We start from the raw sequence: 23,478 nt of genomic DNA on the forward strand, positions 1-23,478 counted from the left end.
AAATGTGATGAATGTAACTCAGAGATAGATAGAGACCTAAACGCCAGTATAAATATTCGTGAGGTTGGTAGAGAGCTACTAGCTTACTAAAACATATATCAGGGTAGGAACTACCCGTAGAGCGTGATTAACATATCTGAAATGAGTCAGATACTTCCCACGAAGCCCCGCCCTCTATTTGGGCGGTGGTAGTTCACAAACACATATTACATCAATACGTATTTAAAATCAAGAATTTTTTATTTTGTTTTTTTAGTTTTTTTAAGAATAATTTATTCTATATGGAATAAAAAAAGTGGAGACTAGTATCTCCACTAAAGATTTATTTTATTTTTTTTATAGTATCTACAACAGTTCCATCTCTATATTCAACAACTGCAACTATATCCTCTTCAAATTCAATATCATTTTCTTGTCCTGTCATGCTTTTAGCAATCTCTCTTAACTCCTCTATTGTTTTTATTGGAAGTTTTGAGTTTTTAAATCTTTCTAAAAGATCTTTTCTTAATGGGTTTATAGCTATTCCTCTCTCTGTTACAAGAATATCTACTGTCTCTCCCGGTGTTGTTAAAGTTGTAACTTTATCCTTTACAACTGATATTCTAGAGTTTACTAATTGTGATACTATTATACATAATTTTGATCCAGCAGCTGTGTCAGAGTGACCACCTGATCCACCCATTATAACTCCATTAGACCCTGTTGTAACATTTACGTTAAAGTTTGTATCTATCTCTGTCGCTCCTAAAATTACAACATCCAATTTATTTACAACTGCTCCTTTGTTGTTTGCATTGGCATACATTGATGCTGACATTGTTATGTGTGCAGGGTTTTCCTTAGCTGACTTTATAGCCTCTAAATCAAAACACTGTACATCAAATAGAGCTTTAAACAATCCCTCTTTATACATATCAACAATGTATCCTGTTATTCCACCTGAAGCAAAACTTCCACATATCTCTTTTTGCTTCATTATATTTTTCAATTGAGCTGCCACAGCCAATGAGATTCCACCTGCTCCAGTTTGGAAGCTCATTCCATTTTTTAAATACCCAGATTCCTCAATAAATTTTGCTGTTAAATCTGCAACCTTTAATCCAATTGGATTTTTAGTTATCTGAGTTGTTCCTGATACAATACCTTTTGGGTCTCCTATTGCATCTACAACTAAAACGTAGTCCACTAAAGTTTGATTTATTTCAATAGTTGTATTTGGATATTCCACTAGATTATCAGTTATTGCCACAACAATATTTGCTAACTCCGCATCTGTATGAGCATATCCTAAAGCTCCACATGCTGATTTCCCATCTACTCCATTTATATTTCCATACTCATCACTTGTAGGAGCTGCCATAAATGCAATATCTATAGTTCTCTCTCCAGATTCAAATATTCTAGCTCTTCCACCATGAGTATGCATAACAGCTGGTTTTTTTAATTTTCCCTGTGATATAGCTTCTGCTACAGGACCAGATATATATGCTGCATATATTTGAGTTACAACTCCATCTTCAATCATTTTTACTAATCCCTTATGACATGGGAAAATAGAACTTGCAGCGATAGTTATATCTTTATAACCTCTTTTTGCTATCTCTTCCATCACCATATTTAAAACGAAATCTCCATTTCTTAGGTGGTGATGAAAAGAAACTACCATACCATCTTTTAAAGGTAATTTATTCATTAATTCATTTAAATCTGTGTGTAGCTTAGAATCTTGAGCTGTTACAGTTTTAAATTTAAAATCTTTTTTTATTACTCCATCTGTATTTGAAAGGTATCCATTGTATTGTTTTACCTCTCCATATCCCTCTATAAATTCAGGAATCTCTCTTCCTAAAATATTTTTCATTAGAACACCTCGCCTTAAATTAATCTAATAATCCAATCATTTCAGCAATCTCTAAAGTTTGAATAGCTCTATTTATAATTGGAAGGTCTACCATTTTTCCATCTAAAGAGAACACTCCTAACCCCTCTTTTTCAGCTTCCTCTTTTGCTGCCATAACTCTTAAAGCATGATTTATCTCCTGCTTTGTTGGAGAATAAACTTCATGAATTGTATCTATCTGTCTTGGATTTATAGCTAACTTTCCTGAGAATCCTAGCATTTTAGCTTTTCTCGAATCTGCCGCTAATCCTTCATAGTCATTTGTATCTGTAAAAGGTGTATCTATTGCATCAACTTTTAATGCCTTACACGCATTTACAACCTTTGTTCTAGCGTAGAATAGCTCGTCTGATTCCTTTGTTCTCTTAACTGCTAAATCTGCTGCTAAATCCTCTCCACCTAATAAAACGGCTTGAATTCTAGCCGAGGATTTAATAGTTTCATAGACAGTTTCTACTCCATAAGCTGTTTCCACTAAGGCATGAACCTTTATTGTCCCTATCTCGAACCCTTCTTCTTTCTCTATTCTCTCCAACTCTTTCTCCAAAATTGCCATATCTTCTGGAGTTGCCTTTGGAAGTAAAATAGCATCTGGCTTTAATCTAGCCATTTTATCTATATCTGTCATAGCAAATGGTGAAGACAGTGGGTTTATTCTTATTACAACCTCTGTATCCCCATAACTCATTGTTTTCATAGCTTCTGTTACCAATATTCTTGCGGCATCCTTCTCTGTTAACGCAACCGCATCCTCTAAATCAAATATTACTGAATCTGCTCCAAATGTATCTGCTGTTTGTAGCATCCCTGGATTATTTCCAGGCATAAATAGCATTGTTCTTCTTAATTTCACACTAACACCTCACCTTAAAAGGAATATTTAACGACCTCTTTTAACAGCTCCCTCAATTCTAGCTCTTATTGTATAATCTAAAGCTCCTTTATCCTGAGCTTTTACCAAAACGGATGTAATTCCCATCTCTTTTAATTTCTCTTCAATAACTTTTTTTATATGATTTCCAAATTGCTTCTCTACAACACTTTCTAACTCAATAACTATTCCATTCTCACTTGGAGTTAACATAATAAATATATCATTAGACTCTAATGTTCCACATTTAGTGGGTTTATTTATTGTCATTCTATTCACCTCTTAGAATTTTCTATAAAATTAAAGGAAAAGGTAGGAGACCCCCACCTTTTCCCAGAATTAAAAGTCTATTACTTTCTTCTGTTTACTAAAGCTTCTACTCTGCTCATTTCGTTGAATACGATCATGTATCCTTCGTCAACACCCATTCCTGGTTTTGCTAAAACTTGAAGAGCTCCACATGCCATAGCTATGTTAGTAGTAACCTCAGCTGATCTGTTAGTCTCGTTACAAGTTCCTCCACAGTAAGAACCAATTCCCACTTTGTTACAGTAAAGAATTGCATCTGCTATGTTATTTACTCCTCCTAAATCTGGAGTTTTTATTTGAACTACGTGTCCAGCCTTAGCATCAGCGAAAGCTGCGATATCTTCATAAGTATTACACCACTCATCAGCAACTAACTCTATTCCCATGTTTCTTCTATCAACTTCAGCTGTTAATGCTGCTAAAGCTTCGATTTGCTTATCTCTATCCTCTACGTCCATAGGACCTTCTATTCTTAACTTAAATGGTTTTGCTGCATCCACTAATGTTTGTAAGTAATCTGCCATTTTTGTTGTATCACAGTCAAATGCTGCTCCGATTGTTCCATATACATCTATGTGTAAAATTGGAGTATAGTCTTCTGAGTCTCTTAAGTGGATAATTCTATCTCTTAACCATCCAACATACTCAAGTAATAACTCTCCATTTTTACCTAATTTTGTTTCTACATGATTTATTAAAGCATGTGGTAAAACATCAGCAGATTTTATAATCATCTTGTCTGCATTCTCGTATCTGTTATCTCCTGATTGAGTAAATATAGGTCTTTTTGTAATTTCTAAACCTGTATTATAGTCTTTTTGGATAACTTCAGCCATAGTTACTTTTCTAGCTTTTGCTACAGCATCTAATAAAGCTTGAGTGATTCCATATCTTATAGCAGTATGTAATCTTTTTCCATCTAATAACATTCCATCGAACTCTTCAGCTAATGATTTGAAGTTATCTAACTCTTTTCCAATTAGTTTTGGAGCGATCTCTTTCTCAATTACTGGAATAAAATCTTTAGCTAGGAATAATGGATCTCTTCCTCCCGCACCAGAATATTGTACTGCTGCACAATCTCCAAATGCTACTTGACCATCTTCTAAAATTAACTGTACAGAGATTGCTTCTCCAGCTTGTCTGATTGAAGTGAACCCTTCTGTTACTGGCTCTCCAACATAAGCGAAACCATCATGCCCTGCTCCTTTTTTTATAGCTCTTTGGTCATCAAAGTAGAAACCTGTTTTTCCTGCTGAACATACTACATCAACTATTCTCATTTTAATTCCTCCTGATTTTTATAAGGGAGATTTCTCTCCCTAACTTTTATAATAAATCAAACTTTAATAATCTTTTTATTTTATAGAAACTATTTTACTTCTGGTCTTCCAATTAATGTTCCTTTTCCAACAGCAAATATATCGTCTACTGTCATTTGGAAGCTTATTGGTCTTCCTTCAAAGTCTGCTCTCTCTTGTAACTTAGCAGTGTGGAAAGCTTTTATATCGTCAGATAATGGTAGGTTTCCAGCGTTTAAGTATCTGATCATTCCATTGTTATCTCTTGCTGGTAACATTTTTCCTGCATTGTATTTAGATGGTGCAAATGGAATATCTAAAACTCCTTGCTCAAATGCCTTAACAGTTCCAACTGCTAAATCTCCATTTCCTAACTCTAATACTTTATCTATAATTTGCTTAACTTCTCTTTTTATCATATCTTTTTCAAATTGAACTTCCTCAGAGTTTGGTAATCTTTGTCCTCTTAGTAAGTTTAATACCATTTTTGTAGCTCTAATTCCCATTGCATTAGCCTCTTTTGTTGGTACTCCAATAGCTTCGTGAGGTGTTTTTACGATAACTTTTGTAGCTCCTGCTAATGCTGCTGCTGAAGCTCCATTTGAAATAACTCCAAACGCTTTAGCCTCATCTTCTGGGAATCCTCCCATCCATTGGTGGAATACAGATGTCAATTGCATATTTTCATAACCGAACTCTTTACAATACTCCTCTGCTTGCTCCATCATTGCTCTTACTGCCGCAACGTCTTGTACTAAGTTTCCACATTGTCCATATCCTAAAGTGATATTTTTAACTCCTTGCTCAGCAGCTAATAAACACTCAATAATTTGAACAGCATTTGAAATTGATGGAGGAACTAATGTTCCTGTTAATGGTCCAAATGGTTCTCTATTTAGAGAAACTCCTTGCTCTTCATACCATCCAACTAATCTATCACAATATTGCCAATCTCTTATTGTTTGCTCTAAGCTTACTGATTTTGCATAAGGGATGTTATAAGATATTCCTCCACCCTCGTTTGATGTATATCCAGCAGCTAACATAATCTCTGCTAATAATCTAGCATCTGGAGTTCCATGTCTCATCTGTAATGGTAAGTTTACTGCTTCTACAACCTCTCTACAACCTTTAACTCCATGGTTTACACCTGGGAATCCATTTAATAGTGATCTTCCAGCTTTTTTAGACTCCTCAATACCTTTTTCACAGTTCTCATATTTATTTTGTCTTGTGTAAGAATCTATTGTAGATGGTAATAAATCTGCTCCTCCCTCTTTATCTAGGAAGTTTAATAACTCAATGTGTTGCTCTATTAAAGCAACTCCTGCTCTTGGTTGAGCTAAAGTTATATTTTTTGCTTTTGCATCCATTAATTTTTTAGCAAAGTTCTTATGCTCAGGTAAAGCTTTATGATAAGCCACAGCTTCCTCTAAATCTACGTCTGCTCCAGTTGGCCACTGCTTTAAAACCTCTTCTCTTACTTTAAAGAACTCTTCATCAGTCCATTTTTTAAATTTTAAATTCATTGATCAGATTCCTCCTCAAAACTTATACTTCAATCAGATATTTTTTCATTATTTTTATCGCTAAGTCAGGCTCTTTTTGAGCTAACAATCCCATAGATGATAGGATATATGTTTTATCTACCATAAACTTTGGGTTTTCTGGTTTTAAATATATCGGTTCTTCTGGTTTAAATTTTCCAGCCTCTAAAATCCCTCTCGGATCTTCACTATGAACGATTACTCCCCCAGTTCCTATTATATATGGTGCATTTAAAAGATCTTTCCCACTTTGGTTAAACATAGTTCCCATAGGAGTGTATATACACTCTAAAACTCCACAGTGTCTCGTCATAGAAAGCTCAGTGGCTACTTTAGCCATCGCTTCATCAAATAAAATCTCCTCTTCTGTTTGAGGAACCATTTTTATATGATTGTGTCTATAATTACAATGACCTTTTACATCCCATTTTTTATCTACATCATTTAAATAATTTCTTATTTTTCTAGTTCCAGCTGCTTCCAATAAAGAGATTGCTGAATATCTCATTCCTAAATCTCCCTCAACAGTTCTCTTAGCAACAGGATCTTCCAATCCTTTTAACAGAACTCCTGGTTTTGTTGGATCCCCTTTTCCAATAGAGTGTATATCAGTAGTAGCTCCACCAATATCAACTATTATTAGGTCTCCTATACCATCCTCTTCATCTGTTCCTTCCGATAGTACCTCTGCTGCCTTTAGTACCGCTGCTGGAGTAGGCATCAATATTCCACTTATAAAACTTTCAGCCTTTTTCATTCCTTTTGCTTCTATTATTTTATTCATAAATACTTTTCTAATTTCTTCACGAGCAGGTTCAACATTAAGCTTATTTATTTTTGGCATAACATTGTCTGCCATATAATAGTCCATTTTTGCTTCAGAAAATATTTTTTCTATTTCATCTGATGCCGCTTTATTTCCTGCTACAACAATTGGTTTTCTAATATCATGCTCAACTATCAATCTAGCATTGTGTATGATACAATCTTTGTTTCCACCATCAGTTCCACCAGCTAAAAGAACTATATCCACAGGAGAGTTTTTTATCTCCTCCATCTCACGAGAGTTTAATTCATATGAGTATGTTTTCATAACTCTTGCCCCTGCACCTAAAGCCGCTTTTTTTGCCGCTTCAGCTGTTAGTTCTGGAACCAATCCGATTGCAACCATTTTCAATCCACCAGCTGCTGATGAACATGCTATTTTATCAACAAATTCAACTTGTGATATTGGAATCTCTTTTTCAATCTCTTTAACAAGTTTTGCGTAAGCTTTGTCAAAACCAATCATTATATCATCTTCTACTGTCGTTATATCTTTAGCAGTTGCCAGAATTCTTTCTCCTACTAAATCTATCGCTGTTAACTTTGTATATGTACTACCAAAGTCAATAGTTAGATAACATTTCATAGAAACCATCTCTTTTCTTTATTTTTTTAGATTTAGCTTATTAGATTCCTAAATCTGCTTTTAAATCCTCAGTTGTAAGTTCAATTGGAGTTCCTGGTCTGTACACTCTATTGAATCCCATAGCCTTGAATCTAGCTTCTACATCAGACCACTCTTGTTTTCCAACAACAATGTTTCCTCCTACATAAAGTAGTATGTCTTTTAATCCAGCTTCTTCACACTTCTCTCTCATACCCTGACAGTCCAATTCTCCATGTCCGTATAAAGATGAAACGATAATTGCATCTGCCTTTGTTTCTACTGCAGCATTAATGAAATCAATTTGCGGCGATAAAACTCCTATATTGATTACTTCAAATCCGTTGCTCTCTAATACATGGTGAATAATTTTATTTCCTACTGCATGACAGTCAGAACCAATTACACCAATTACTACTTTCTTTCCATTTTTCATTGAAAATAACACCTCACTATTTTTTTTCCTATAAAAAACAAACTTTTATAATATATTTTATACACTACGTTTTGAAAAAACACAACAGAAATAATAAATTTATATCATTGATTTTTTAACTATTTATAAAATATATTCTTATCATTCATAACTGAAGATATTTTTTAAACTTTTTTCTACATTAATATATCTATCTATACTGAATCACATGATTTCATTGATTTTTTTTTATAACTATGCTATACTCTATTTGGATAATTTATACTAGAGCTGACAAGAGTGGGGAAATCCCACTCTTTCTTTATAGTTTTTATTTGGAAAGAGGTGAAATTTATGATAAGACTTGATAAAAGAGAGATGGAAGAAACTCTTTTAAAAATAGAAAAGATTGTAGCTCCTGCTATCGAAAAAAGAGGAGTGGACTTAGTTGATCTGGAGTATATGCAAGAGGGTGGATACCTTTATGTGCGTATCTTTATTGAAAAACCTGATGGAGATATCACTCTTGAAGATTGTGGTTCTCTTAGTAATGAGATTGATGAAGCTGTTGATGCTTTAATCCCACACAAATTCTTCTTAGAGGTTTCCTCTCCTGGAGTTGAAAGACCTTTAAAAAAAGAGGCTGACTTTATAAGATTCAACGGTGAAAAAATTAAAGTAAGTTTAAAACATAAACTTAACGACAATAAAAATTTCGAGGGTATTATAGAGGATTTTAAAGAGGATACACTTTATTTAAAAGTTAAAAATGAAACTTTAGAGATACCTTTTAAAGAGATAAAAAAAGCTAATATTGTCTTTGATTTTAGTGATATTTAATTAATATTATTTAGTTATAGTTAGGAGGAAAACCCATTATGAAAAGTAAGGATGGAAAAATCTTTTTAGAAGCTCTTGAGCAGCTTGAAAAAGAAAAAGGAATAAACAAAGAGAGTCTTCTTGAAGCAGTGGAGCAAGCTATGCTAGCAGCATATAAAAAGCACTATGGAGAAGAGGAGAATGTTGAGGTTGAAATCAATAGATCCACTGGTGAAGTAAAGGTTTTTGAAATAAAAACTGTTGTTACTGCTGAAGATTTATACGATGCTGCTTTAGAGGTTTCTGTTGAAGATGCTGCTGAGGCTGGTCACAAGAGAGTTAAAGTTGGAGACGTTATTAAACTTGAAGTTAACTGTGAAGAGTTTAGAAGAAATGCAATCCAAAATGGTAAACAAATCGTTATACAAAAAGTTAGAGAAGCTGAGAGACAAAATATCTTTGACAAGTTCAAAGTAAAAGAGCATGATATCATCACTGGTATTATTAGAAGAATTGATGAAAAGAGAAATATTTTTATCGAGTTTGATGGATGCGAAGCTATTTTAACAACTGCGGAGCAATCACCAGCAGACGTTTACAGAGTTGGTGAAAGAATTAAAGTTTATGTAGCTGAAGTTGAAAAAACAAATAAGTTCCCTAAAATAGTTATTTCTAGAAAAAATGAAGGGCTATTAAAAAAGTTATTTGAATTAGAGATTCCAGAGATTGCTGAAGGAGTTATTGAGATTAAATCAGTTGCTAGAGAAGCTGGTTCTAGAGCTAAAGTTGCTGTTTATTCAGCAGATGAGAATATCGATACTGTTGGAGCATGTATTGGACAAAAAGGTCTAAGAATTAGAAACATTGTAAATGAATTAAATGGAGAAAAAATAGATATCGTTGTTTGGAAAGAGGATGTAGAAGAGTTTGTTTCTGCAGTTCTTAGCCCAGCTAAAGTTATCAGTGTTGAGGTTCTTGAAGAGGGAGCTACCGCTAGGGTTTTAGTTGAGAATTCACAACTTTCTTTAGCTATTGGTAAAAATGGACAAAATGCTAGACTTGCTGCTAAATTAACTGGTATGAGAGTTGACATTAAAACAGTTGATTCTTTTAAAGCTGAAACAGAAAACAATACTGCTGTTTTAGATGAGGAAGAAAATGCTTAGTCATACTCCAGAAAGAACTTGTGTAGTTTGTAGAGAAAAAAAGGATAAAAGCGATCTTTTTAGAATCGCTAAAATAAATGATAACAACTATTCATTTGATGAAAAGCAAAAACTCCAAGCTAGAGCTATCTATGTTTGTAAAACTCATGAATGTATTAAACGTATTTCAAAAAATAAAAAATATAGCCTAAAAATGGAAGATCTACTTTCTATGGTAAATCTTTTAAAGAAACAATCAAAAGATTACTTAAATATTTTAAAGGCAATGAAAAACTCTGAACATCTAACTTTTGGTATCAATATGGTTATGGAAGATATAGAACATATTCATTTTCTAATAATCGCCGAAGATATCAGTGAGAAAAATGACAAAAAATTAATTGCAAAAGCTAAGGAATTCAACATTCCTTATGTTCATTTTGGAGATAAAACACAACTTGGTGAGATATTTAACAAAGATGAGGTCAATGTTATTGCCATAAAAAATAAAAAAGTTGCAAGGGGTTTGATAGATTAGGCTATTTGGAGGTGTCTGGATTTTATGAAAATAAGAGTACACGAATTAGCTAAAAAATATGGTTTTGAGAATAAAGAGTTTTTAGATATTTTAAACAATATTGGAATTGATGTACACTCACATCTAGCTGGATTAACTGCTGAGCAAGAAAAAATTGCCACGGCGTATTTTGCTAAAAAAAATGATAATGTTGTTTCTAACAATGTTTTTATAGAGGAGGAAACAATGAAAAAGAATATGGATTTTAATGATGTAGATGATTTTGTAGAGGAGAATCATACTGCAAAGAAGAGTAAAAATAAAAACAAAAATAAAAGTGGTGATGAGAACTCTAAAGAAGAGGGAAAATCAAAAAAAAGAAAAAAAGGAAGAAGAGCTGATTTCGTAGTAAAGAAAGCTGAGCAAGGACCTGAAATTATCGAAGAGGATGGAATGAAAATCATCAAAATCAGAGGGGAGATCACTCTTGGTGACTTCGCTGATAGACTTGGGGTTGGAAGTTCTGAACTTATTAAAAAGCTTTTCTTAAAGGGTCAGATGTTAACAATCAACAGCCCTATATCTTTTGAACTAGCAGAGGAGTTAGCTATGGACTATGACGCTCTAGTTGAGGAAGAGGAAGAGATTGAATTAGATTTCGGAGATAAGTTTGCTCTTGAAATTATTGATAAACCTGAGGATCTTGTTGAAAGAGCTCCAGTTATAACAATCATGGGACACGTTGACCATGGAAAGACATCTTTACTTGACGCTATAAGAACAACATCTGTAGCTTCTGGAGAGGCTGGAGGAATCACACAAAAGATTGGAGCTTACCAAATTAATAAAGCTGGTAGAAAAATAACTTTCGTTGACACTCCTGGTCACGAGGCATTTACTGATATGAGAGCTAGAGGAGCTCAAGTTACTGATATTGCAATTCTTGTTGTTGCTGCTGATGATGGAGTTATGCCTCAAACAATTGAAGCTTTATCTCACGCTAAGGCTGCAAATGTACCTATTATAGTTGCTATTAACAAAATCGATAAACCTGAAGCTAACCCTATGAGAGTTAAGCAAGAGTTAATGGAGCATGGACTTGTTTCTGTTGAATGGGGAGGGGATACTGAGTTTGTTGAAGTTTCTGCTAAAGCTAAATTAAACTTAGATACTCTTTTAGATACAATTCTAATTACTTCAGAAATTTTAGAATTAAAAGCTAACCCTAAGAAAAGAGCAAAAGGTATTGTTTTAGAATCAAGACTAGACCCTAAAGTTGGTCCTATAGCTGACGTTCTAATTCAAGAGGGAACATTAAAAATAGGAGAGGTTATCGTTGCTGGAGAGTCTATGGGAAAAGTTAGAGCTCTAGTTAATGATTTAGGAGCTAAAGTACAGGTTGCAACTGTTTCTCAACCAATTGAAATTATTGGATTTAATGATGTTCCATCTGCAGGAGATACATTCTATGTTATCCAAAATGAGCAACACGCTAAGAGAATTGTTGAAGAGATGGCTAAAGAAAGAAAGATTGCTGAAGTTAGTAGAAAATCTATCTCTCTTGAGACACTTTCTCAACAGATGGATAATGCAAACGTTAAAGAACTTAATCTTATCCTAAGAGCTGATTCTAGAGGATCTGTTGAAGCTTTAAGAGACTCTCTATTAAAACTTTCTCACGAAGAGGTTATTGTTAACATAATTCAAGCTGCATCTGGAGCTATTACAGAGAGTGACGTTAAACTTGCTGAAGCTTCAAACGCTATCATAATCGGATTTAATGTTAGACCTACAACTAACGCTTTAAAAGAAGCTGACTCTAATGGTGTAGAGATCAGAACTTCTAATATCATCTACCATATCACTGAGGATATTGAGAAAGCATTAACTGGTATGCTTGATCCTGAATTCAAAGAGATGTATTCTGGAAGAATTGAGATTAAAAAAGTGTTTAAAGTATCTAAGGTTGGAAATGTTGCTGGTTGTGTTGTAGTTGACGGTAAGGTTAGAAAAGAGTCAAACATCAGAATATTAAGAAATGGTGTTATTGTTTACGAAGGAAAACTTAATACTCTTAAGAGATATAAGGATGACGCTAAAGAGGTTGTTGCAGGTCAAGAGTGTGGTTTAGGTATAGAAAACTTCAACGATATTAAAGAGGGAGATATCGTAGAAGCATTTGATATTATTGAAGTAAAAAGAACTTTAAAGTAAAAAGTAGGTGATTTATTATGAATAAAAAAAGATTAGCTGCAATAGAAAAAGAGGTTTCAAGAGTTGTTTCTAAATGTCTATTTGAAGAGATTAAGAACCCAAAACTAAAAAAAGCTATGGTTTCTGTTACTAATGTTAGAGTTACTGAAGATTTAAAATTTGCTGACCTATACTTTAGTATTATGCCAATAGCTGGTGGAACAGTTAATAAAAATGAAGTTTTAGAAGGATTGAATGAAATTAAAGGTTTTCTTAGAAAAAGAGTATCTGAAGAACTAGCCTTAAGATATACTCCTGATATTAGAATAAAACTGGATGATACTATAGAACATGCTATTAAAATCTCCCAGTTACTTGATAGCTTAAAAGGATAATTTTATGCACTGGGAATATAAGACAGTATCTGAAAATCTTATTGAAACTAAGGCTAGTCAATGGAATGTTTCTAAATTTTTAGCTACTTTACTTTTAAAAAAGGGCTTTTTAGAAAAAGAGGATGTGGATAACTTTCTTAATCCATCTATAAGCAAGTTTCGGAATCCTTTTGATTTTGAAATGATGGATAAAGTTGTAGATAAAATAGTTTCAGCGAAAAATAACGGTGATAAGTTATTTATCTATGGAGATTATGACGTGGATGGAATAACTGCCGCTATCTTCCTTGTATTAGCTTTTAGAGAGATTGGAATTGATATTGATTACTATATTCCTAATAGAATGGATGAAGGATATGGACTTGATAAAAAAACTGTTGATTTTATCCATAAAAATTCTGGAAAACTAGTAATTACTGTTGATACAGGAGTTAATTCCTATGAAGATGTGGAATATGCTAGAAGTCTTGGAATTGAAGTCATTGTTACTGACCATCATAAAAGTGTTAAAGATGAGGAGGAGGATAATATCCTCTTCATCAACCCTAAGTTAAGTGACAATTATAAATTCAAATTTCTAGCTGGAGCTGGAGTTGCTTTAAAAGTTGCTCAGGGAGTTTACTCATATCTAAATGAAGATTTCTCTAAATTATATCAATTTATGGATGTTATTATGATAGGAACTGTCGCTGACGTAGTTCCTATGTTTGATGAAAATAGAATTATTATAAGTAGAGGATTGGAAACTCTTAAGAACACAAAGATTAAGGGACTGATCTATCTTATGAAATATTTAAAACTTTATAATAAAGATATCAGTACAACAGATATTAGTTATTTTGTTTCTCCTTTAATTAACTCTTTAGGAAGACTTGGAAATTCAAAATTAGGCGCTGACTTTTTTATGAAGACAGATGATTTTGAAATATACAACATCATTGAAGAGATGAAAAAAGCCAATAAGCAAAGAAGAGAACTTGAAAGAATGATATTTGATGAAGCAAACAAAATGATACAACAGAAAATTAATAAAGATAATTTAAAATATATTTTTGTTGCATCTGAAAGATGGCATCCTGGTGTTATAGGGGTAGTCGCTTCTAGATTAAGTGTAAAATATAATCTACCAGTAGCTATGATTTCATTGAAAGATGGAATTGCTAAAGCTTCATGTAGAAGTATTCCTGGTGTAAATATTTTCAATATTTTAAAACTTATTGAAAATAAACTAATACGTTTTGGTGGTCATGATTTAGCTGCAGGCTTTATTGCTGAGGAAAAAAATCTCCCTGAAATTGAACTTCTATTTCAGCAGGAGATTCAAGTTCATGAACACAATATCAATCAACCTAAATTCTTAGAGATCGATTTAGAGTTAGCTATTGATAAGATAAATAAAAATACTATTAGTGATATTAAAAAACTAGGTCCCTTTGGCCTTGAAAATAAACATCCCTATTTTTTAGATAGAGGAGTTAAAATTATAGATACAAAATTTTTTGGCATTGAAAATAGACACTTTAATGGTTTCCTATTAAAAAATGGCAAGTCCTATCCTCTTGTAGCATTTGATTTAAGTTCAAAGTTACATAAAAATAGTAAAGATATGCTCTATGACATTGTTTACTATCCTGAAAAAATTGTTAACAGAGGAGAGGAATATTATCAATTTCGTTTAAAAGATCTTAAGTCTCATAAGATTTAAGACATTAATACATAAATACTTTAAGGAGGAAATGATGAAACACGAATTAAAAAAAATCGAACACTCAGCAGTTGAGATTAAAGTTACTTTAACAGCTGAAGAGTTATCACCAATTAAATCAGAGGTTGTAAAAACTTTAGCTACTAAAGTAGAGGTACCTGGATTTAGAAAAGGACATGCTCCATTAAATAAAGTTGAAGCTGCTTTCGCAGATGCTATAAAAGAAGAGGTTGTTGAATCTGTTCTTAAAGCAAACTTTGAGAAAATCGTTGCTGAAGAAAAAATCGCTCCAGTAAGTTTCATTTACGATCTTGTTGCTGATATGAAAGATACACTTGAATTAACATTTAAAGTTGATGTTTACCCTGAAGTAACTTTAGGAGAGTACAAAGGTTTAGAGGTTGAAAAAGAGTCTTTCCAAATGACAGATGACCTTTTAAACAAAGAGATTGAAAATATGTTAAATGCAAAATCTAAATTAGAGGATGCTCCAGAAGGACACAAAGCTGAGATGGGTAATACTGTTGACCTTGCTTTTGAAGGATTTGTTGATGGTGTTCCATTCGAAGGTGGAAAAGCTGATTCTCACCAATTAAAATTAGGATCAAAAATGTTTATCGATACATTTGAGGATCAATTAGTTGGATACACTGTAGGACAAGAGGGAGAAGTTAACGTAACATTCCCTGCTGAGTACCACGCTGAAGCTTTAGCTGGAAAACCTGCAACATTCAAAGTAAAAATAAACTCTATCAAAACTTTAGCAAAGCCAGAGTTAACTGAAGAGTTCGCTAAAGAAGCTGGATTTGAATCTGTAGAGGATTTAAAAGCTAAGAAAACTGCTGAGATTACTGCTAGAGAGGAAGCTAGAATTCAAAACAACTTTGTTGGAAAATTAATCCAAAAAGTAGTTGCTAATTCAAAAGTTGATGTTCCTAAATCTATGGTAGTTAGAGAAGTAGAGAACAGAATGGCTGAGATGAACCAACAATTAGCTATGCAAGGAATGGACCTTGACCAATACTTAAAAATGACTGGAATGACTAAAGAGCAAGCTTTCAACCAAATTGCTCCAATGGCTCATAACAAAGTTCAAGTTGACCTTGTTTTAGAAGCTATCGCTAAAGCTGAGAACTTAGAGGTTACTGCTGAAGAGTTAAACGCTAAAGTTGAAGAGATTGCTAAAATGTATGGAATGACTAAAGAGCAATTAGAGGCTGAATTAAACAAAAACTCTAATTTAGATGAGTTCAACCATAGCTTAAAAACAGAGAGCTTAGCTCAAAAAGCTGTAGAAGTTATCGTTAACAACGCAAAGTAATAAAAATTTGTATTGAGTAGAGTTTTATCTCTACTCAATACTACTTTAATTAAAAATTAGTGTTAAATACCTAAATATTTTAAGTATTTAACTTTAAATTTTTAAACCGAGTTTTTAAAGGAGGGAAAAAAATGTACAGTCCAACAGTTATTGAAAACACAGGAAAAGGTGAAAGAGCCTATGACATCTATTCAAGACTTCTTAAAGATAGAATTATATTTTTAGGTAGCGAAATTGATGATCAAATAGCTAACGCAATTGTTGCTCAACTCCTATTTTTAGAAGCTGAAGATCCCAATAAAGATATAATTATGTATATAAATAGTCCTGGAGGAGTTATAACTTCTGGTATGGCAATCTATGATACTATGAATTACATTAAACCTGATGTACAGACAGTTTGTATTGGTCAGGCTGCGAGTATGGGGGCTTTATTACTTTCAGCAGGTGCTAAAGGAAAGAGATATTCTCTTGAAAATTCTAGAATTATGATCCATCAACCTCTTGGAGGAGCTAAAGGTCAAGCTACTGATATTGAAATTCAAGCTAAAGAAATCTTAAGAATGAAGGATTTAACTTCTAAAATTTTAAGCAAAAATACAAATAAAACAGTTGAAGATATTATGACTGCAACTGAAAGAGATAACTTTATGAGTGCTGAAGAGGCTAAAGAGTTTGGTTTAATAGACCATGTTTTTATTAGATAAGGAGGGAAAAGATGAACAAAAAAGAACATTGCTCTTTTTGTGGAAGAGGACAAGATGAAGTTTCAAAACTTTTCTCTGGTATCGATGGAGCGTTTATTTGCGACGAGTGTATCGAAACATGTTTTGATATGCTAGGTTATGAAAATGATATATACTACGGAGAAAAGCATTCACCTGAATCTTCAAACCACTCTTTAACTGGAATAGAGCTTCCAACACCTAAAGAGATTAAAGAAAAACTAGATGAATATGTTATTGGACAGGATGAAAGTAAAAAAGTTTTAGCTGTTTCTGTCTATAATCACTATAAAAGAATTATGCACAAAGATCAAGGTAGTAAAGATGTTGAATTACAAAAATCAAATGTACTTCTAATTGGACCTACTGGTTCAGGAAAAACACTTTTAGCACAAACTCTTGCTAGAACACTACACGTTCCTTTTGCAATTGCTGACGCTACAACACTGACTGAAGCAGGGTATGTGGGAGATGACGTTGAAAATGTTCTAGTTAGACTTCTTCAAGCTGCTGACTACAATGTTGAGGCCGCTGAAAGAGGTATTATTTATATAGATGAGATTGATAAAATTGCAAGAAAATCTGAAAACGTTTCTATCACTAGAGATGTTTCAGGAGAAGGGGTTCAACAGGCTCTTTTAAAAATTATTGAAGGTACAAAATCTCAGGTTCCACCACAAGGTGGAAGAAAACATCCTAATCAAGAGCTTATAGAGATTGATACTACAAATATTTTATTTATAGTTGGTGGAGCTTTTGAAGGTATGGAAAAAATTATTAAATCTAGAACTAATAAAAAAGTTCTTGGTTTTGGTGCTTCTCAAGATGCTATTGAAACTGAAAAAGAGATAGAACTTTTAGGTAAAGTTCTACCAGAGGATTTAGTTAAACAGGGAATCATTCCAGAGTTAGTAGGAAGACTTCCTGTTATTTCTACACTATCTCCTCTAGATGAAACTGCTCTTATTAAAATCTTATCAGAACCTAAAAATTCTATTGTAAAACAGTATCAAAAATTCTTTGAGATGGAAAATGTTAACCTTGAATTTGAAGATGAAGCGCTTAAAAAAATTGCAGCTTTAGCTTTAGAAAGAAAAATCGGAGCAAGAGGTCTTAGATCGATTATAGAGAATATAATGACTAACCTTATGTTTGAGATTCCTTCTGATAAAACTATAAAAAAGGTTACAATTACCGCTGATTCAATTCAAGATTCTACAAAAGTTAAAATTGAACATTAAGGAGTGATTACGAATGAGTAGATTACCTTTTTTACCTACTAGGGAGATGGTTCTTTTTCCTGGTACTGCTTCTCCTCTTTATGTTGGAAGAGAAAGAAGTTTATTAACTATGAATTTTGCAATGAAAACAAAAAATAAATTAGTTCTTAGCTTACAAAAAAACTCTTTAGAAGAGAATCCTGTCCTTCCTGAAGGGATACATAAAATAGGGGTTTTGGCTAATATAGTTCAATCTATCCCTTTACCTAATAAAAGTATAAAGGTTCTTATTGAAGTTGATAAAAGAGTTCTTATAGAGAATGTTGAGGAAGAGGATGGAGTACTATTCGCTGATTATAGCGTAATTTCATCAACAGAGGAGGCTTCTCCTGAATTAACAGCTCTTAAAAGAAAAGTTATAAGTCTATTTGAAGAGTATGCTACACTGACTAATCAAGTTAGTGCAGAACTTATGGTTCAATTAAAAGGTCTTAGAAAAGCTGGTAAAATTTTTGACTCAATTGCTTTTAATCTTGAAATTGAAGAAAATTTAAAGGTTGAACTTTTAGAGCTTTTAGATGTTAAAGTTAGAGGATATAGATTACTTGAAATTTTAAACAATGAGATTGAAATTGCTTCGATAGAGCAAAAAGTAGACCAAAAAGTTAAAGAGAAAATCAACGAAAGTCAAAAGAGTTACTTTATAAGAGAAAAAATCAATACTCTTAGAGAGGAACTTGGAAAAACTGGTGGAGATGAGGAAACTGATGAGTTATATGACAAAGTTAGAAACTCTTCATTACCTCAGGAAGCTAAAGACAAACTTGAATCTGAGCTAAAAAAGCTTGGAAAAATGGCTCCTTACTCTGCTGAAGCTACTGTTTCAAGAGCATATATAGAAGCTGTTTTAGAGTTACCTTGGAATGTTGTTACTCCTGAAACACTGGATTTAAAACTTGCTCATAACATTTTAGAGAGAGATCACTATGGTTTAAAAGATGTTAAGGACAGAATTTTAGACTACTTAGCTGTTAAAAAATTAAATCCAAATATGAAGGGAACAATCCTATGTTTAGCTGGACCTCCTGGAGTTGGAAAAACATCTTTAGCTAAATCTGTTGCAGACTCTTTAGGAAGAAACTTTGTTAGAGTTTCTTTAGGTGGAGTTAGAGATGAGGCTGAGATTAGAGGACATAGAAGAACTTATATAGGTTCTATGCCTGGTAGAATAATAAAAGCTATAAAAAATGCTGGAAGTGTTAATCCTGTTATACTTCTTGATGAGATTGACAAGATGTCTAGCGACTTTAAAGGGGATCCTGCTTCTGCTATGTTAGAAGTTTTAGACCCAGAGCAAAACAAGCACTTTGAAGATCACTATTTAGATATGCCATTTGACCTATCTAAAGTATTCTTTATCGCTACAGCTAACGATTTAAGAAATATACCTGGTCCTCTAAGAGACAGAATGGAGATTATCAATCTTTCATCATATACTGAGTTTGAAAAACTTCATATAGCTAATAACTACTTAGTAAAACAGGCTCAAGATGAAAATGGATTAAGTAATGTTAAAATCAATATTACAGATAAAGCTGTATTAAAAATAATAGATGAGTATACAAAAGAAGCTGGTGTTAGAAATCTAAAAAGAGAGATCTCTTCACTATTTAGAAAAGTAGCTAGAAAAGTTATTGATACCGAAGCTAAATCTATCAGTATCAATGTTAAAAATCTTGAATCTTATCTAGGACACCCTAAGTTTAGACCTGAAAAGATGAAAAAAGCTATTTCTAAGGTTGGAGTTGTTAATGGGTTAGCTTGGACATCTGTTGGTGGTATGACTCTTGAAGTTCAAGGGGTTCAGATTCCAGGAAAAGGAAATCTTTCTTTAACAGGAACTCTTGGTAATGTTATGAAAGAATCTGCTATGGTTGCGTTCACTTATTTAAAAGCAAACTTAGAGAGATTCCAAATAGATTCAACTGTTTTAGAGAAAAAAGATATACATCTTCACTTCCCTGAGGGAGCTACACCTAAAGATGGACCATCAGCTGGTATTGCAATAACTACAACTATTCTATCTGTTTTAACTGGTAGAAAAGTAAAGCAAACTTTTGCAATGACTGGTGAAATTACAATTACAGGTGAAGTTTTACCTGTAGGTGGAATTAAAGAGAAAGTTATTGGAGCTCATAGAGCTGGAATTAAAAATATAATCCTACCAGAGGATAATAAAGTTGATGTTGAAGAGATTCCAGAGGAAGTTATGAAGGATATTAAAATATACTTTGCTTCTACATATGATGATGTTGAAAAACTTGCTCTTGAAAAATAATGAAAAGAGGTAACATGATGATTATAAAACAAGCAGATTTTACAAAGTCAGCTGTATTTGAAAAAGATTATCCTGAGGAGTTGAATCATATTGAATTTGCCTTTGTTGGGAGATCTAACGTTGGAAAATCATCTCTTATAAATAGTATTACTGGAAGAAATAAGCTAGCTAAGACTAGTAAAACTCCAGGTAGAACACAGTTAATTAACTATTTCTTAATCAACAAAGAGTTTTTCTTTGTTGATTTACCTGGATATGGTTTTGCTAAGGTTCCTAAAGAGATGAAAAAAGAGTGGGGCCTAACTATGGAAAGATATCTTGCTAGTCCTAGAAAAAAACTTGTTTTTGTTTTACTGGACATAAGAAGAATTCCTAGTGGTGAAGATTTAGAAATGCTTAATTGGTTGGATCACTTTGGAACTCCATTTAAAATTATTTTTACAAAAATGGATAAAGTATCTAATAATGAAAAATTTAAAGCACTAAAAGATATAAGAACAAAAATTGATTTCCATAACGATGATGTTTTCTTCCACTCATCATTAAATAATAATGGAAAAGAACAAATTTTAAATTATATTGAAAGTTGTTTAAAGGGAGAAATTGAATAGGAGGATTTTAAATGAATGAATTAGCTACTACTTATTCCCCTAATGAAATAGAGGGAAAATGGTATAAATATTGGGAGGAATCGAAGTTTTTTGCTGCTACTTTAGATGATAGCAAACCAAATTACTCTATTGTTATCCCACCTCCAAATGTAACTGGTATATTACATATGGGGCATATTCTTAATAATAGTATTCAAGATGTACTGGTTAGATATAAGAGAATGAGTGGTTACAACACTCTTTGGATGCCTGGAACAGACCATGCTGGAATTGCAACTCAAAATAAAGTTGAAAGAAAATTAGCTGATGAGGGTCTAACTAAAGAGGATTTAGGTAGAGATGAGTTTATCAGACAGGTTTGGGAGTGGAAAGAGCAATATGGTAGTGTTATCACTACTCAGCTTAGAAAAATCGGTGCTTCATTAGATTGGGATAGAGAAAGATTTACTATGGATGAAGGGCTTTCTGAAGCGGTTAAAGATATCTTTATTAAACTGTTTAATGATGGACTTATATATCAAGGGGAGTACATGGTTAACTGGTGTCCAAGATGTGGAACTGCCCTTGCTGACGACGAAGTTGAGCATGAGGAAAAAGCTGGTTCTCTATGGAATATCAAATACCCAGTAAAGGATTCTGAGGAGTTCTTAATCATAGCTACAACAAGACCTGAAACAATGCTTGCTGACGTTGCTATAGCTGTAAATCCTAATGATGAAAGATACTCTCATCTAGTTGGAAAGAATGTTATCTTACCTCTTGTTGGTAGAGAGATTCCAGTTATTGCTGATGAGTATGTTGATATGGAATTTGGAACTGGAGCATTAAAAATAACTCCAGCTCATGACCCTAATGACTTCGCTTTAGGACAAAAATTTAACTTACCTATCATCAATATGATGACTCCTGATGGAAAGGTTGTTAATGATTACCCTAAATATGCAGGTATGGATAGATTTGATGCTAGAAAAGAGATTGTTGCTGATCTTGAAAAAGATGGATTCCTTGTTAAAATTGAATCTCACTCTCACAATGTTGGAGGATGCTACAGATGTAATACAGTTGTAGAGCCTAGAGTTTCAAAACAATGGTTCGTTAAAATGGAGCCTCTTGCAAAAAGAGCTCTAGAGGTTGTTAGAAATGGAAAAGTTAAACTTATGCCTAAGAGATGGGAAAAAGTTTACTATAACTGGTTAGAGAACATCAGAGATTGGTGTATCTCTAGACAGATCTGGTGGGGACATAGAATACCTGCTTGGTATGGTCCTGATATGCACATATTTGTCGCTAAAACAGAGGATGAGGCCTACGCTCAAGCTAAAGCACACTATGGAAAAGACGTTGAGCTAACTCAAGAAACTGATGTTCTTGACACTTGGTTCTCATCTGCTCTATGGCCATTCTCAACTTTAGGTTGGCCTGATAAAACAGTTGAATTAGAGAAATTCTATCCAACTTCTACACTGGTTACTGGTGCCGATATTCTATTCTTCTGGGTTGCTAGAATGGTAATGTTTGGTATGTACACTATGGATGACATCCCTTTTGAAAATGTTTATTTACACGGAATCGTTAGAGATGAAATCGGTAGAAAGATGTCTAAATCATTGGGTAACTCACCTGATCCACTAAATTTAATCAGTGAATATGGAGCTGACGCAATTAGATTTACTATGTTATATAATACATCACAGGGACAAGATGTTCATTTCTCTGAAAAATTAATAGAGATGGGTAGAAACTTTGCTAATAAAATATGGAATGTTTCAAGATTTGTTTTAATGAATCTTGAGGATTTCGATATAAAAGCATTTGATAAAACAGATGTTCAACTTGAATTAGTTGATGAGTGGATCTTCTCTAAATTAAATAAAACTTCTAAGGATGTTGCTGATAAATTGGAGAAATTCCAATTGGATGAAGCTGCTAAGTCAATCTATGAATTCTTAAGAGGGGATTTCTGTGACTGGTATGTTGAATTGGCTAAGGTTAGATTGTACAATAAAGAGGAGTCTGGAGTTCAATCTAGACAAACTGCCCAGTATGTTTTATGGACAGTTTTAGAGGCTGGTTTAAAACTTCTACATCCATTTATGCCATTTATCACTGAGGAGATTTGGCAAAAAATAAAAGTGGATGGAGAGACTATAATGTTAGCTAACTATCCTACTTGTAACGAAGCTCTTGTTAGTGATGAGAAAGAAAAAGCTTTTGAGTATATTCAAGGATTAATTTCATCTTTAAGAAATATCAGAGCTGAAAGAGGTATATCTCCAGCTAAAGAAGCAAAAGTTGTTATAAGAACAACTAACCCTACAGAGTTGGAAACATTAAAAGCAAATGAGTTATTTATAACTAAACTTGCTAAAATTGAGGAATTAACTGTGGGAGCTGACCTACCTACTCCGGAGCAAAGTGGATTTAGAGTTAACGGAAACTCTGAGGTATTCATGATATTAACTGGTCTTTTAGATGTTGAAGCGGAGATCAAAAAAATTAATGAGCAACTTGAAAAAGTTAAAAAAGATTTAGATAAGGTTAATGCTAAACTTTCTGATGAAAGATTTACATCTAAAGCTCCTGCTCATATCTTAGATAGAGAAAAAAGAATTCAAGAAGAGTTCCAAGACAAGTATGATAAACTAATGGAAAACCTAAAAAACTTCCAATAATAGTATCACTTTAAAGCTTTCTAAGTAGTAGGAATTTACTTCCTA

The 23,478-nt window shown here is 33.2% G+C and carries 19 protein-coding genes; 12 read left to right on the forward strand and 7 right to left on the reverse strand.

Annotated elements, in window-relative coordinates:
* Positions 1-322: 322 nt before the first annotated feature.
* From citF to glmS, 7 genes are all read right to left on the reverse strand, one after another.
* Positions 323-1,861: a citrate lyase subunit alpha gene (gene citF, locus ACMOUI_RS12425; RefSeq protein WP_418966010.1), complete on the reverse strand. Its 1,539-nt coding sequence runs from the start codon at positions 1,859-1,861 to the stop codon at positions 323-325.
* A gap of 19 nt (positions 1,862-1,880) precedes the next feature.
* A complete protein-coding gene (locus ACMOUI_RS12430; protein WP_418966011.1) occupies positions 1,881-2,753 on the reverse strand; it encodes an HpcH/HpaI aldolase/citrate lyase family protein in 873 nt (290 codons plus the stop codon).
* A 27-nt stretch (positions 2,754-2,780) separates the two neighbouring features.
* Complete coding sequence (gene citD / locus ACMOUI_RS12435) at positions 2,781-3,041, reverse strand: citrate lyase acyl carrier protein (protein ID WP_418966012.1); 261 nt, start codon at positions 3,039-3,041, stop codon at positions 2,781-2,783.
* 80 nt (positions 3,042-3,121) lie between these two features.
* Complete coding sequence (locus ACMOUI_RS12440; RefSeq protein ID WP_418966013.1) at positions 3,122-4,363, reverse strand: methylaspartate ammonia-lyase; 1,242 nt, start codon at positions 4,361-4,363, stop codon at positions 3,122-3,124.
* A gap of 89 nt (positions 4,364-4,452) precedes the next feature.
* Positions 4,453-5,910, reverse strand: coding sequence for a methylaspartate mutase subunit E (locus ACMOUI_RS12445; protein WP_418966014.1), 1,458 nt, complete (start codon positions 5,908-5,910; stop codon positions 4,453-4,455).
* 22 nt (positions 5,911-5,932) lie between these two features.
* A complete protein-coding gene (gene glmL / locus ACMOUI_RS12450) occupies positions 5,933-7,339 on the reverse strand; it encodes a methylaspartate mutase accessory protein GlmL (protein WP_418966015.1) in 1,407 nt (468 codons plus the stop codon).
* Positions 7,340-7,379: 40 nt separating this feature from the next.
* The gene (gene glmS / locus ACMOUI_RS12455; protein WP_418966016.1) at positions 7,380-7,793 is read right to left on the reverse strand and encodes a methylaspartate mutase subunit S; all 414 of its coding nucleotides are present in this window, start codon (positions 7,791-7,793) and stop codon (positions 7,380-7,382) included.
* 357 nt (positions 7,794-8,150) lie between these two features.
* On the opposite strand from glmS, the gene rimP reads away from it, so the two are divergent.
* The 12 genes from rimP to ACMOUI_RS12515 all read left to right on the forward strand — a co-directional run bounded on the left by rimP (position 8,151) and on the right by ACMOUI_RS12515 (position 23,433).
* Complete coding sequence (gene rimP / locus ACMOUI_RS12460; protein ID WP_418966054.1) at positions 8,151-8,612, forward strand: ribosome maturation factor RimP; 462 nt, start codon at positions 8,151-8,153, stop codon at positions 8,610-8,612.
* Between the two features lie 38 nt (positions 8,613-8,650).
* Positions 8,651-9,757, forward strand: coding sequence for a transcription termination factor NusA (gene nusA, locus ACMOUI_RS12465; RefSeq protein WP_418966017.1), 1,107 nt, complete (start codon positions 8,651-8,653; stop codon positions 9,755-9,757).
* A complete protein-coding gene (locus ACMOUI_RS12470) occupies positions 9,750-10,274 on the forward strand; it encodes a DUF448 domain-containing protein (protein ID WP_418966018.1) in 525 nt (174 codons plus the stop codon). Before nusA ends, ACMOUI_RS12470 begins: the two co-directional genes overlap by 8 nt.
* A 24-nt stretch (positions 10,275-10,298) precedes the next feature.
* Complete coding sequence (infB, locus tag ACMOUI_RS12475; protein WP_418966019.1) at positions 10,299-12,467, forward strand: translation initiation factor IF-2; 2,169 nt, start codon at positions 10,299-10,301, stop codon at positions 12,465-12,467.
* A gap of 17 nt (positions 12,468-12,484) precedes the next feature.
* Positions 12,485-12,841 carry a 30S ribosome-binding factor RbfA gene (rbfA, locus tag ACMOUI_RS12480; RefSeq protein ID WP_418966020.1) on the forward strand — a complete coding sequence of 119 codons (357 nt, stop codon included), beginning with the start codon at positions 12,485-12,487 and terminating at the stop codon, positions 12,839-12,841.
* Between the two features lie 4 nt (positions 12,842-12,845).
* Complete coding sequence (gene recJ / locus ACMOUI_RS12485) at positions 12,846-14,546, forward strand: single-stranded-DNA-specific exonuclease RecJ (RefSeq protein ID WP_418966021.1); 1,701 nt, start codon at positions 12,846-12,848, stop codon at positions 14,544-14,546.
* A 34-nt stretch (positions 14,547-14,580) separates the two neighbouring features.
* A complete protein-coding gene (gene tig / locus ACMOUI_RS12490; RefSeq protein WP_418966022.1) occupies positions 14,581-15,867 on the forward strand; it encodes a trigger factor in 1,287 nt (428 codons plus the stop codon).
* A gap of 131 nt (positions 15,868-15,998) precedes the next feature.
* Positions 15,999-16,574, forward strand: a complete 576-nt coding sequence (clpP, locus tag ACMOUI_RS12495; RefSeq protein ID WP_418966023.1) for an ATP-dependent Clp endopeptidase proteolytic subunit ClpP — start codon at positions 15,999-16,001, stop codon at positions 16,572-16,574.
* 11 nt (positions 16,575-16,585) lie between these two features.
* The gene (gene clpX / locus ACMOUI_RS12500) at positions 16,586-17,833 is read left to right on the forward strand and encodes an ATP-dependent Clp protease ATP-binding subunit ClpX (RefSeq protein ID WP_418966024.1); all 1,248 of its coding nucleotides are present in this window, start codon (positions 16,586-16,588) and stop codon (positions 17,831-17,833) included.
* Between the two features lie 13 nt (positions 17,834-17,846).
* Entirely contained in the window at positions 17,847-20,150 is a 2,304-nt protein-coding gene (lon, locus tag ACMOUI_RS12505) for an endopeptidase La (protein ID WP_418966025.1), read from the forward strand.
* A 17-nt stretch (positions 20,151-20,167) separates the two neighbouring features.
* The gene (yihA, locus tag ACMOUI_RS12510) at positions 20,168-20,761 is read left to right on the forward strand and encodes a ribosome biogenesis GTP-binding protein YihA/YsxC (RefSeq protein ID WP_418966055.1); all 594 of its coding nucleotides are present in this window, start codon (positions 20,168-20,170) and stop codon (positions 20,759-20,761) included.
* Between the two features lie 11 nt (positions 20,762-20,772).
* Positions 20,773-23,433 carry a valine--tRNA ligase gene (locus tag ACMOUI_RS12515; protein ID WP_418966026.1) on the forward strand — a complete coding sequence of 887 codons (2,661 nt, stop codon included), beginning with the start codon at positions 20,773-20,775 and terminating at the stop codon, positions 23,431-23,433.
* Positions 23,434-23,478: the final 45 nt, after the last annotated feature.

This window comes from Cetobacterium sp. (assembly GCF_048470075.1).
GTDB lineage: Bacteria > Fusobacteriota > Fusobacteriia > Fusobacteriales > Fusobacteriaceae > Cetobacterium_A.